Origin of the sequence: Dictyobacter aurantiacus (assembly GCF_003967515.1) — a bacterium.
GTDB lineage: Bacteria > Chloroflexota > Ktedonobacteria > Ktedonobacterales > Ktedonobacteraceae > Dictyobacter > Dictyobacter aurantiacus.
In genome coordinates, this window is record NZ_BIFQ01000001.1 from 4,278,808 (window position 1) to 4,291,446 (window position 12,639).

The window sequence follows — 12,639 nt, forward strand, 5'->3', positions numbered from 1 at the left end:
CTCGCTCTTATGGACGGCGCCAGCGGCGACCATCACGCCAGATGAATTCGTCAGCGGCCTGCGGACCCCACGAACCGGATTCATAAGTATGAACCGTGTCGCGTGGTGCGTTCTGCCATTCATCTAAAATGTTCTGCACAAACGACCAGGCGGCCTCTACTTCGTCGCGACGCGTGAAGAGCGTTGAGTCGCCATGCATCGAGTCGAGCAAGAGGCGCTCATAAGCCTCTGGCTGTTCACGGACGAAGGATGAACCATAGAAAAAGTCCATATTGACCGATCGAATCTGCATATCTGTGCCCGGAACTTTGGCGCCAAATTTGAGCGAAATGCCCTCATCTGGTTGGATGCGCAGCGTAAGGACGTTGGGTTCCACCTGTCCTTGCGTGTCATGATCCTTGAACAGCATGAGTGGCGGCTGCTTGAACTGGATAGCGATTTCACTCACACGCTTCGGCAAATGTTTGCCGGTGCGTAAGTAAAATGGTACCCCCGCCCAACGCCAGTTGTCAATAAACGTCTTTAGCGCAACATAGGTCTCGGTTGTCGATGTGGGCGAGACTCCCTGTTCCTGCAGGTACCCTGGCACCTGTTTGCCACCGACCCAGCCCGGACCATACTGGGCGCGAATCGTGTTATTCTGTACGTCACGTCCCACTAATGGCTGCAGGGCGTGCAATACCTTTACCTTTTCATCGCGTACAGAATTGCCGTCGAAGGCGATCGGTGGTTCCATCGCGACCAGGGTCAGCAGCTGCAGCATGTGGTTCTGGATCATATCGCGAATGGCACCCGATTCCTCGTAGTAGCCCGCGCGCCCTTCCAGACCCAGATTCTCGGCCACCGTAATTTGAACATGATCAACATAGCGACGGTTCCAGACCGGCTCGAAGATGCCGTTAGCCAGGCGGAAGACCAGGATGTTCTGTACGGTCTCTTTACCCAGATAGTGGTCGATACGATAGATCTGCTCTTCTTTAAAGACCCTACCGATCTGGCGGTTCAGTTCGCGGGCCGTGGCCAGATCGTGTCCAAATGGCTTTTCAACAATGATACGCGTCCAACCCTTACGGTTGCGGTTCAGACCTGCCGCGCCCAGATTTTGAATGATCTCAGGATACTGGCTGGGTGGTGTGGACAGGTAGAAGATGCGGTTCCCGCTTGTGCCGCGCTCCTGATCGAGCTTGTTCAAGAGCTGATTAAGTTTTGTGTAACCCTCGGGATCATGAAAGTTTGATTGCAGGTAATGAATGCCGGACGCAAAGCTATCCCACACCTGGGGGTTGACCGGCTTCTGGCGAGAATACTGATTAATAGACTCGAGGGCCTGCTGGCGGAATGTTTCGTCTGTATAAGGCCGTCGTGCGAACGCAACGACTGAGAAGCCCGCTGGTAATGGATGCTCTAGCGCCAGATTATAGAGGGCGGGAAGCAGTTTTCGGTGTGTCAGATCGCCTGTTGCACCGAAGATGACCATAACACAGGGTTCAAGGCTCTCTTTAATGCGTAATCCTTCACGAAAAGGATTAGGCGCCTCGACGACGCTACGCTGAGGCATGTGAAATCTCCTAATGACTTTTAGTTTCTTACAACTAATGACATGTTTTTAAAGGTGTGATAACTATTGTTTATTTGTGAGGGTGAGGCTACCTATCACGGGTCACAAAGCCTCTACCATCGGTTTGCATGATACCATATTCACGTTAGAGCCGCGTTATTCTTACACATGATAGGACCGTCAGGTTAACGGGAGAATCAGTCTTCTCCCTACATAAACGGTACCTGGCTCAGATATACGAGTATGTTCTACATAGTATGCACTCTGATCACAAATGTAAGCGGGGCTAACCGGGTTACCGGCCTGTTTGTTGGCCGCCATCCTTACTTTATCATGCGATTACCCCTGCAGTCTTGTCAACGTCAACGATACGTTGGATCGACGTAATAAAAACTGTATTTATACGACTCGATACCTATATCCTACCACCATCCATTGACGTTTGTTTGCGGGGGACAGGTCTGACTGATTATTCTGTTGCTATATGGAACGCTCAGGAATATCTCCATCCCGCTACGTTTTCCGCGTAATCGGGATGGAGATATGATGGCGTTGTGTAAATGTTACAACAACTATCGAAACGAATCGGGCTAGTCGGCCATCTGGGATTCTTTGATGGTATTTTTCTTGCTATCGATCCCTTTGAACAGCTGATGGAAGGAATCGGCGAACTTCTGTACGCCCTCGTCCTGCAGCTGTTGAGTGACCTGTGCGTAGTGGACACCCTTTTTCTCCAGAGTGTCCAGTACAGCCCTGGCTCCGGGAATATCGTCCTCAATGCTGTGGCGCACCTGGCCATGGTCGCGGAAGTTCTCGATGGTTTCCAGCGGCATGGTGTCGACCGTGTCGGGTCCAACCAGCTCCTCCGCGTACAGCACGTCGCGGTAGGCGGGATTCTTGGTGCTGGTGCTGGCCCACAGCGGACGCTGCACATGGGCACCGGCCTGCTTGAGGGACTCGAAGCGCGGTGCATTGAAGATGCGCTTGAAATCCTGGTACACGACACGCGCATTGGCGATCGCGGCTTTTCCTTCCAGCGACTTCAACTCTTCTTTCTCGGCGCTATCGCTGCTCGCCTTGATCTTGTCTTCGAGCATCTTGTCAACCAGGGTATCTACGCGGCTGACGAAGAAGCTGGCCACCGAGGCAATCTTGCTGATGTCTTCGTTGCGGCTCTTGCGATCCTCAAGGGCGCGAATATAGGCGTCGGCGACGTCGCGATAGGACTCCAGTGAGAAGATCAGGGTGACGTTGACGTTGATGCCACTGCGCAGCGTCTCGTAGATGGCCGGGATACCCGCCGGGGTGGCTGGAATCTTGATCATCAGATTCGGGCGCTCCACCATGCCCCAGAAGCGTTTGGCCTCGGCGATGGTGCCCTCGGTATCGTTAGCCAGCTCAGGAGAGACCTCCAGGCTCACATAGCCATCCAATCCATTGGTACGATCGTAGATCGGGCGCAGCAGATCGGCTACGGTGCGAATATCCTTGATTACAACGGCCTCGTAGATCTCATTGGTGCTCTTGCCCTCTTTGATCAACTGACTGATCTGATCATCATAGGCATGACCCGAGCTGATGGATTTCTCAAAGATGGTCGGGTTGGCGGTTACGCCGACGACGCCATCTTCGGCCAGCATCTTCTGAAACTGTCCTGAAGCCAGCTGAGCGCGATCGATATTGTCATACCAGACACTCTGACCCTGCGATTGCAATTGTGTTAAAGGATTTGCCATGGTATTGTACCTTCCTTTTTCTTATTGAACGTTTCTTCTTTATTTTTTTAATAGAGCTTTTGCTCTCGCGACGACATTCTCTACCGAGAAGCCAAATTCCTTAAAGAGGATTTTGGCCGGAGCGGAAGCCCCGAAGTGGTCCAGTGCAATGATGTCACCATCCAGACCAACATAGCGCTCCCAGCCTTGCGTGCGGCCAGCTTCAATTGCGATACGGGTGCGAACGTTTCCTGGTAGGACCGCTGCCTTGTATTCTGCGCTCTGCTCTTCAAACAGTTCCCAGCTGGGCATACTTATTACACGAACAGCAACGCTTTCCTGACGCAATTGCTCGGCGGCGTCAAGCGCCAGAGAAACCTCGGAACCACTGGCCATCAGAATAAGATCTGGTGTTCCTTCGCTATCCACTAGCACGTATGCTCCCCTGTCAAGGTTACTTGCGGCCGGATATTTGCTGCGGTCGAGGGTTGGCAGATTCTGACGTGTCAATGCCAGGGCGACCGGGCCGTGATGGGTAATGGCGACGCGCCATGCTTCGGCTGTCTCATTGGCATCGCCGGGACGGATCACGGTAACGCCCGGGATCGAGCGCAGGGCGGCCAGCTGTTCGACAGGCTCGTGGGTAGGACCATCCTCACCAACGCCGATGCTATCATGGGTAAAGACATAAATGGTCTTGAGACCCATCAGAGAGGCCAGGCGGATCGGCGGGCGCATGTAGTCCGAGAAGATCAAGAAGGTCGCGCCGAAGGGGATCAGGCCACCATGGAGGGCCATACCGTTGAGGATGCTGCCCATGGCGTGCTCGCGAATGCCAAAGTGCATGTTGCGCCCGGACTCGCTGGCGCTGAAATCTCCCAGGCCCTTCATGTTGGTGTTGTTCGAAGGTGCCAGGTCGGCGGAACCACCGATCAGGTTTGGCAGATTGGGGGCGATAGCGTTGAGGGTTTTACCACCGGCGACGCGAGTCGCGACCGCCTCACCAGCCGGGAAATTGGGAAGATCTTTATCCCAGCCCTCGGCCAGTTTCCCATTCAACTCACTCTCCCACTCGGCGGCCAACTCGGGGAACGCGGCGCGGTAGGCGTCATATTCTTTCTGCCATGCCTGCTCGTACTCCGCGCCGCGTTCAACGGCCTGGCGGAAGTAGTTCAGGGACTCCTCGGGAACGAAGAAGGGCTCTTCCGATGGCCAGCCCAGGTTGCGCTTGGTCAGTACGACTTCCTCGGCGCCCAGTGGAGAGCCGTGAGCATCGTGGCTGCCCTGCTTGTGGGGACTGCCATAGCCGATTTTGGATTTGACCACGATCAGCGAGGGGCGGTCGCTCTCAGCTTTGGCGGTTTCGATGGACTGGTTGAGGGCCTGCAGATCGTTGATGTCCGCGACATGCTGAACGTGCCAGCCGTAACTCTCAAAGCGAGCACCAACATTCTCGGTGAACGCGATGCTGGTATTTCCTTCGATGGTGATGTTGTTGTCGTCATAGAAGAAGATCAGTCTGCCCAGTTTGAGGGTTCCGGCCAGCGAAGCGGCCTCGGAGGAGATGCCTTCCTGCATGTCGCCATCACCGGCGATGCCGTAAATGTAGTGATCGATGACTTCATGACCAGGACGATTGAAGCGGCTGGCCTGGAAGCGCTGCGCGATAGCCATACCAACGGCGTTACCGATACCCTGACCCAGCGGGCCCGTGGTGGTCTCGATGCCAGCGGTGTGACCATACTCGGGATGGCCGGGGGTCTTACTGCCCCACTGACGGAAATTCTTTAACTCGTCCAGTGAAAGATCGTAGCCGGTCAGGTACAGCAGGCTGTACTGCAGCATTGATGCATGTCCAGCTGATAGTACGAAGCGGTCGCGGTTCACCCAGTGTGGATTCTTCGGGTTGTGGCGCATGTGGCGTGTATAAAGTAAATATGCTAAAGGGGCCAGCGCCATCGGGGTGCCGGGGTGCCCGGAATTTGCTTTCTGTACGCCGTCCATGGCTAGTGTGCGAATGGTGTTGATGCAGAGCTGTTCTAATGCTTGATTGCCTTCTTCTATAGATGTCGATTGTTGGGTTGTCATTTATCCTCCCAAATTGGTTTGTATTATTGTACACAGTACACTAACCATCTCTATGATACCACATTTTGATGGGTAGATGTTGGGATTGTGCGTGGAAAATATGCCGGGGTACGCAAAAAGCTAGGAATCCCGCCTGGCTTTTTGCTGCAATTCGTAAAGTTTGCTGATCGCCTCGATCGGCGTCAGTTCGTCGATGGCCAGTCCCTTGATCTCTTCAACCAGGGGATGGGTCTCTGGTTCCAGCAATGTCATCTGCCAGGCTACCGGCATCGTCATATCGCGCATAGCTTTGCGCCGATGTCTGGCATCTCCTTTACGCTCTAATTCCTCCAGAATCTCCTCGGCCCGATGGATGACCGGTCGAGGAATGCCGGCGAGCTGAGCCACGTGGATGCCGTAGCTTCTATCGGCCCCGCCGGGTACGATTTTACGTAAAAAGATGACCTGCCCGGCCTCCTCGGTGACGGCGACGTTCAGGCATTTGATGCGTGGCAAGAGCTGGGCGACCTCGACCAGTTCGTGGTAGTGGGTGGCGAAGAGGGTACGAGCCCCGCTACGCCGGTTGTTATGCAAATATTCGACCACGGCGCGCGCGATGGCCAGTCCGTCATAGGTACTGGTCCCGCGCCCGATCTCATCCAGGATGATCAGGCTGCGTGGTGTGGCGTGGTGCAGAATGTTAGCGGTCTCCACCATTTCAACCATGAAGGTACTCTGACCCGTCGCCAGGTCGTCCTGCGCCCCGATGCGCGTGAAGATGCGATCGACGATCCCGATCGTGGCCGCCTCTGCCGGAACATAGCTGCCGATCTGGGCCATCAGCACGATCAGCGCCACCTGGCGCAGATAGGTTGATTTACCGGCCATGTTGGGACCCGTGATGATGCCGATCTGGGCTTCGTGGTTGGAGAGGTTGGCATCATTGGGAATAAACGGCGTGTCCGCCTGGGCCTGCTCCACCACCGGATGCCGGCCGGCGACGATATGGATGGTGTCCTCTTCATTTAATACCGGTCGGCAATAGTTTTGCCGGGCCGCTACTTCAGCCAGGCTCTGATAGACGTCGATCTCGGCCAGCGCATGGGCGGTATCCAGGATGCGCTCGGCCGCGTGGTTGGCGATATCCGTGCGCAGCTGCACGAAGAACTCGTTCTCCATCTTATTGACGCGTTCCTGCGAGTTCAGGATCAGGGTTTCGTACTCTTTGAGGTCCGGGGTAATGTAGCGCTCAGAATTGGTAAGTGTCTGTCTGCGAATATATTCTTGCGGGACACGGCTGAGGTTGGAGGTGGTGACCTCGATGAAGTAGCCGGTTGCTTTGTTGAAGCCAACCTTCAGATTGGTGATGCCGGTCCTCTTGCGTTCGCGCTGCTCCAGGTCCGAGATCCACTTGCGACCATTCTGAGATGCGTCACGCAGCTGGTCGAGCTCGGCACTAAAGCCGTGCCGCATGATGCCGCCTTCAGTGATGCTCAGCGGGGGCTCTTCGACGATGGCGCGCTCGATGAGCTCAATGATGTCGGCGTTGTCCGCCAGGTGTTCGATGATGCGGTTCAGCGCGGGCTTGCTGGCGCTCTCTTCTTGCGTGAGGCAGTTGCGCACCTCTGAGGCGGCGCGCAGACCGGCGGCCAGCGCCACCAGGTCACGGGGAGAGGCGATGCGCTGCTTGACGCGGTTGATCAGGCGTTCAATATCGCCAGCTTTCTTGAGCCCCTCGGTCAGCCTGGCCTGCAACAGGGTATCGCCCAGTAGCTCGCTGATGGCCTCCTGTCGTTTGCTGAGGATGGTGATGTCCAGCAGTGGCTGGCCGATCCAGCGCCGCAGCAGGCGTCCACCCATCGGGGTACGTGTGCGATCGAGCACCCAGAGCAATGAACCTTTGACCGAGCCGCCGCGCCCGGTTTCGAAGAGCTCCAGATTGCGTCTCGTGTAGGGGTCGAGGGTCATAAAGCCATCGGTGAAGTAGGTCTCCAACCCGTTGAGCTGCTGCAGGAGTCCCTTCTGGGTCTCCTGTACATAGGCCAGGACCGCGCCGGCGGCCCGGATCGCCAGCGGCAGGTGCGCGCAGCCGAAGCCTTCCAGAGAGGCCACGTCAAACTGGCGCAGCAGGCGATGGCGGGCATCATCTTCGCTGAAATAGCGGGTATCGTAGGGTGTTACGTGCCCGGCTACGCCGTTCAGCAATTTTGCCAGCGGGGCCACATCGTCCTCTTCATCATCCTCGATATCGGGAATGTTCGCATTAGGATTGCCATTGCTGCCCACTTTGGTTACCTGCTTTTCGTTCATGACGGCGGCCAGCCAGCGGCGCTTGCGTTGTCCCAGACGATTAAAATTGGCCTCGACCAGCACCTCCGCCGGACCCACGCGGGCGATCTCCTGCTGGGCCGCCAGGTCCGGCTCGCTGGAGCTGAACTGCGTGACGGCGAACTCGCCTGTGGTAATATCGACGTAGGCGATGCCGACCGCATCGCGTCCCACGATGACGGATGCCAGGAAGTTATTGCGCTTGGCGGCCAGCATAGCCGGATCGATTACAGTGCCGGGCGTAACGATGCGCACCACCTCGCGGTCCACCAACCCTTTGGACAGAGCAGGGTCACTCGTCTGTTCGCATATAGCCACGCGATACCCTTTACCTACCAGCCGGGCGATATAGCCATCGGCGGCGTGATGGGGGATGCCCGCCATGGGTGAGCGCTCGCCGCGCCCGAAATCACGGCGCGTCAGGGCGATCTCAAGTTCGCGTGCCACGATCTCCGCGTCGTCGTCGAACATCTCATAAAAGTCGCCCATGCGAAAGAACAGGATCGCGTCAGGATTCTGCTGCTTGATATTCAGATATTGTGTGCGTACCGGACTGTGTACCGGGTTGGCCTTCTCATAATCTTCAAATAACACGTGTATCCTCCTAATGCTTCACCCAAGTATATGCTCATTGCCGCACGCCGTCAATTTGCCCGACGGCAATGAGAAAGATTTGTAATGGGGTTGTGCACTATATTTTCTGTATATTCTGTAACAGATGATCCGTATTATCAGTAAGTCCAGCAATTGAATCTGTGTAGATGAAAGTGCTGCTGGATGGCTGTATCATTTTTGTATTTGTATTGACGGCACCATTATAAAGGAGGTCGTGATGTTCTACCTCATACTGTTACTATTCTTATTGGTATGTGGGGGACTGGCAGTACTGACTATCTTGAATTTTACAACCCAGGTGCATATCGTGCTGTTTTCGTGGCAGTCACCTGACCTTCCCATTGGCATGTGGATCTTGCTGGCTTTCTTTCTGGGCGCGCTGCTGCTCTACCTGGTTTCTCTGGTATCAGCGTGGTCGGATAGGCGCAAGATTAAAAAGCTGCAACGGAATGTCGCTGAACTTCAGGAGCAACTGCTGGCCGCCAGGCGGCCTGTATCCATGCCGGGAGTCCACCCAACTGCCAGTACCCCGGATGTTGTGCCGGGCCAGGCTATGCCAATGCCCACCAGCATTACTCCTCAGGATCGTCTACCGTCTCAGGAATCGATCTAGGGAGCGTTTGAGTAAGCCTCGCGATCTGCCGTCTGCGGTGGCGTGAGGCTTTCTGCTGTCTTCCGCTGTTTGCTCTGGCACTGGCTGATGATCGTGCCGCGTTTCCGCCGCTGTGGCTGGTTGTGCCAATGATTGTCCGTTCTGAGCCTCTGGATAGACATAGGGCCACTGTCCTTGCTGGACCACCTCTTCTGCTGAGATGGGCTGCTCTACCGCGATAGGTTGCTGCTCCGTCATCTCCACCTGTTCTGCCGCTTCCTCGTCTGGGAGAGACTTCTCCTCTTCTTCGAACTGCCCCTGTGGCTCCTTCTCTGGAAATGTTCCTTCCTCTGTTTCTACCTGCTTTTGCAGCTCTTCATCTGATAGCTGCTCCTCCGGCAGGTTTGTTGCTGAAATGGGAGCTTCCACTGTCTGTTCCTGCGCCTCGGACTCTGTCTGTATCTCTTCGGTTGCTGCCCGTTCCTGATCTGGCCCGGATGGTGGAGTGGGCGTGTTCTCCACTTCACCTGGCGTAAACTGGTCATTTTCTACCGCGTCAGTTGCCGTTTCGTTCCGCGGGGACTCATGGGTATCTGCGGGAACATCATTCTGTTGGAGACCACCGGAGTCAGATGCGGCGGCTTCTTCATCCTGATTCGCTTCGCCAGCCAGGCCGGGATGGAGCGGCATAAATGCTTCAGATTGTGCCAGCACCTCGTCTGGACTGATCACCGGCAGTGGTTGGGTGATTCTGGCCTGCGGTCGAGCCGGGCTTTTCTCCTCGCCCTCCTCGCTCATCAACTTTTGCAGGAGTTGCGCCTCGGTGACGTCCGCGCTGTCGCTGGCGGCTCGCGTGGTCTTCTGAGACTGTGGGGTTGCCGGTTGCTCGACATCAAAATATGTGCTCAGGCTGGCATCGTTCATGGACCACATCCATTCGTACGCGCCTTCCAGGGCATGTTCGCACCACTGGGCATAGTTGCCTTGAATGACATTGAGGGCCTCACAGCGCGCCAGGAGTTGCATAGTGTTGTCGAGCCATTCCTCACCGCGATCGAGCATGCGGTCGAGCAGGTCAACATCATCAACCCCGTGAAAGCGCAACTGGGCGATGGCCGAAAGCGCGATGGCCGATGGCTCTATTAGCTGCATGCGAGCGGCGTTTTGTGCCTGTTTTTCGTGTAACACCTGGATCTGTTGCTGGATCTGCGTGACCCGCTGACGATGGCGCCAGAGCTGATAGGCTTGATAGAAATCATCGACTTCCGCGGCTGTGAGTTGCGAAAAGAGCTTGTCTATCTCCGCCTGTTGAATATGTGCGCCATGCTGACTCTCGTCCTCTTTCATTCGCCCTGCCCCTCCTGTTTCGATGCGGAATCTCTGGTGCGCTCCCCCCAGCGCTCAAACCAGCGCTCGACAAGCTGATTGGTACGGGTGCTTTGTTGATCGACGGGACTGGTGCCCGGGGCGCCGGTTGGGATCTCCTTATGCGCGTGGGCATTGCGTAGCCACCATGGAACCTTCAGCTGTGGATCCGTCTGGCTATTGGCATCCATGAAGGCGCTGCTACTGGTGGGTGTTAGACTGCTTTCAGAGCCAGTGGGGGCTGGTAATGGACGTGGGAGGGTCACGTTGTCGTCCACCTGCTGCGCATCCCGGTTATCCAACTGGGGCAACTGGTTCCAGGCGAAAAGAACTGGTGAGGAGCCCCGTTGACCCCGGGTGGCAGCCTCAGCCGCGACTCCCTGACTATGCACCTGCTGCGCCTGTTGCAGTCCGATCAGTGCCTGGATAATGATGTTGTCTGCATAGCGTGTATCCCGTTCCAGGTGCTCTATCTCCGTCTGGACCTGCGCAAGTTCTTGCTCAGATGCCTGGATCTGAGCGGTGAGCTGTTGATCAATCTCACGATAGAATAGCCATTCCCTGTATTGACCCATTCCATTGTTCCTCTGCGGATGCTACAAAGACTATATCATGGGCAGTATAGCATGCGCTCAAAGTGTAGACAAGCAATGGCCGCTGTGTAGCGGCGCTGTTTCGCAGGTTGGCGTGTCGGCTCGCAACGATTATGTATGCCTGATGGGTTGTAACACGACCAGCTCAGGAACAACACGGTATACCTGGTATGACCAGTGCCCATCCTTCCACTTCTTTTCGACGGCCTGTATCGCCACCGCATCGTTCTGATTTATTAAATATGCCGCATAAGGATCACTCTGCACCGCTTTTAAGTAAGGAGCATATTTGTTATTGCTGTAATCGAATACCTGGCGTTTGGGATACTCATAGTGGGCAGATGCACAGTTGACGCTTGCCCCCATCTCAAAATTGATCCGATAGCAGATCCAGTAATCAGCGTAGAGGCGATGAATGTGGTGTGATTGCAGACCCTGAATGAGTGTGTGTTCAGTGCGCATAGCCGCCTGCGCCGCCGGTACCTGTAACAGGGTACGATAGCTTCCATATACAGAGATACATAGAACTAAAGCCAGTGAACTGAGGCAGAGTACCGCCCCTATTTTCCCAGGCAGCCGTACAGGGCGCGTGGCTATTGTACGAGTGTAGTAACTTGCTCCCGACCAGAGGGGCCAGATCAGTGCTGGCATGCCTACCCAGACACCTATTAAATAGCGCGCATTCATGCCCGGACCATTAAGCACTGAACTGCTACGCAGGTACGGCAAGATATTTGCTACGACGCCCAGAATAAGGATGAGCCGGGCGCTATTGATTATCAGCATGCGCCGCTCTTCCGAGGATAATGTATGTACGCGCAGTGGAAGAAAACGCCTCGCCAGCGTCCAGCAGGCCATGGTAGTGGCAGTAATCATAAGGATGAGGTAGCCCGCAGACCAGATGCTATTTGTGGCCGTACAATAGCTATGCCAGTAGTTGCCAAATCCCCAATATTGCAAAAATGAGAACTCGGCTTTATAACACGTTGGACTCCCTGAGATCGTCGGCAGGCTAATAGTGAAGGTATTCTGGATCTGTACCTTTAGCGTATGCAGCGTAAGCGGCACGTGTCCCAGTTGGCTCAGGATTACCGAGAGGGTATCGTGGTGGAGTGGAGCATGGAGGTTGTAGACGATGAGTGGAAGGCCGCCCACTAGCAGACCAGCGATCACGGCGACAAAAGCGGCTTTAAAGATGAGCTCACGCCAGCAGAAGAAGAGCAGCAAACCCGAGCAGGCGATCCAGGGTAGAATAAGGGAGTCGCTCCAGATTCCCAGGGCTATCGCGGCGCCCCAGAGAAAGAAGAGCCCGTACCTTCTAATTCGCCACTGTTCTGTATCGATGTTTGTCAATGCTAGTCTCAAAGCGAGGGCCAGAGAGAGGGTCGCAAAGAATACCGTTTCTGGATAGCCTCCAATCGCGATTAACTGCCGCGACAGCATAGCGGCTGAACCAAAGCTAAAGATGGCGACTATAAAGAGTGCGAAGTGCCGGGTATAGAGCTGGCAGATCAGTATATACATACTCAGCAAGAAAAGCGTGAAAAGCGTCACCATACCCAGGCGCAAGGTAAATACTGAACGGCCGAACAAGGTAAAGAAGACCGCGCCGAGATACGCTTGCAGCACTCCCATATAATCCTGGTCATAATAGATAACTGGATGTTTTCCTTGCTGGATGTGCATGCCTATCAAGCCCATTGTCCCTTCGTCACTGTTGGGCAATGGCCAGTGCTGGTATGCAAGGAATACCCGCAAGCCAACAGCAAGACAAAATAAAGAGAGTAGCAAAAAATTTTGCCAGCC

At 55.2% G+C, this 12,639-nt stretch carries 8 protein-coding genes; 1 reads left to right on the top strand and 7 read right to left on the bottom strand.

Going from position 1 to position 12,639, the window contains the following annotated elements:
* Positions 1-7: 7 nt before the first annotated feature.
* From zwf to mutS, 4 genes are all read right to left on the bottom strand, one after another.
* Positions 8-1,558: a glucose-6-phosphate dehydrogenase gene (gene zwf, locus KTT_RS17250; RefSeq protein ID WP_126597167.1), complete on the bottom strand. Its 1,551-nt coding sequence runs from the start codon at positions 1,556-1,558 to the stop codon at positions 8-10.
* 590 nt (positions 1,559-2,148) lie between these two features.
* Positions 2,149-3,294, bottom strand: a complete 1,146-nt coding sequence (gene tal / locus KTT_RS17255; RefSeq protein WP_126597168.1) for a transaldolase — start codon at positions 3,292-3,294, stop codon at positions 2,149-2,151.
* A 39-nt stretch (positions 3,295-3,333) separates the two neighbouring features.
* A complete protein-coding gene (gene tkt / locus KTT_RS17260; RefSeq protein ID WP_126597169.1) occupies positions 3,334-5,361 on the bottom strand; it encodes a transketolase in 2,028 nt (675 codons plus the stop codon).
* Between the two features lie 120 nt (positions 5,362-5,481).
* Complete coding sequence (gene mutS / locus KTT_RS17265; protein WP_235845753.1) at positions 5,482-8,262, bottom strand: DNA mismatch repair protein MutS; 2,781 nt, start codon at positions 8,260-8,262, stop codon at positions 5,482-5,484.
* A gap of 238 nt (positions 8,263-8,500) precedes the next feature.
* Between mutS and KTT_RS17270 the strand changes: the two genes are divergently transcribed.
* On the top strand, positions 8,501-8,896 hold the full coding sequence (locus KTT_RS17270) for a lipopolysaccharide assembly protein LapA domain-containing protein (RefSeq protein WP_126597171.1): 396 nt from the start codon (positions 8,501-8,503) through the stop codon (positions 8,894-8,896).
* Here the strand turns inward: KTT_RS17270 and KTT_RS17275 are convergent.
* The 3 genes from KTT_RS17275 to KTT_RS17285 form a co-directional block, all read right to left on the bottom strand.
* The gene (locus tag KTT_RS17275; RefSeq protein ID WP_126597172.1) at positions 8,873-10,222 is read right to left on the bottom strand and encodes a prolipoprotein diacylglyceryl transferase; all 1,350 of its coding nucleotides are present in this window, start codon (positions 10,220-10,222) and stop codon (positions 8,873-8,875) included. The genes KTT_RS17270 and KTT_RS17275 overlap by 24 nt on opposite strands.
* The gene (locus tag KTT_RS17280) at positions 10,219-10,815 is read right to left on the bottom strand and encodes a hypothetical protein (RefSeq protein WP_126597173.1); all 597 of its coding nucleotides are present in this window, start codon (positions 10,813-10,815) and stop codon (positions 10,219-10,221) included. Before KTT_RS17280 ends, KTT_RS17275 begins: the two co-directional genes overlap by 4 nt.
* Before the next feature lie 129 nt (positions 10,816-10,944).
* Entirely contained in the window at positions 10,945-12,519 is a 1,575-nt protein-coding gene (locus tag KTT_RS17285) for a glycosyltransferase family protein (RefSeq protein WP_126597174.1), read from the bottom strand.
* Positions 12,520-12,639 lie beyond the last annotated feature (120 nt).

Coding starts and splice junctions, on each gene's coding strand:
- KTT_RS17270 (WP_126597171.1), top strand. CDS start 8,501: ATGTTCTACCTCATACTGTTACTATTCTTATTGGTATGTGGGGGACTG.
- tkt (WP_126597169.1), bottom strand. CDS start 5,361: ATGACAACCCAACAATCGACATCTATAGAAGAAGGCAATCAAGCATTA.
- KTT_RS17280 (WP_126597173.1), bottom strand. CDS start 10,815: ATGGGTCAATACAGGGAATGGCTATTCTATCGTGAGATTGATCAACAG.
- KTT_RS17285 (WP_126597174.1), bottom strand. CDS start 12,519: ATGCACATCCAGCAAGGAAAACATCCAGTTATCTATTATGACCAGGAT.
- tal (WP_126597168.1), bottom strand. CDS start 3,294: ATGGCAAATCCTTTAACACAATTGCAATCGCAGGGTCAGAGTGTCTGG.
- KTT_RS17275 (WP_126597172.1), bottom strand. CDS start 10,222: ATGAAAGAGGACGAGAGTCAGCATGGCGCACATATTCAACAGGCGGAG.
- zwf (WP_126597167.1), bottom strand. CDS start 1,558: ATGCCTCAGCGTAGCGTCGTCGAGGCGCCTAATCCTTTTCGTGAAGGA.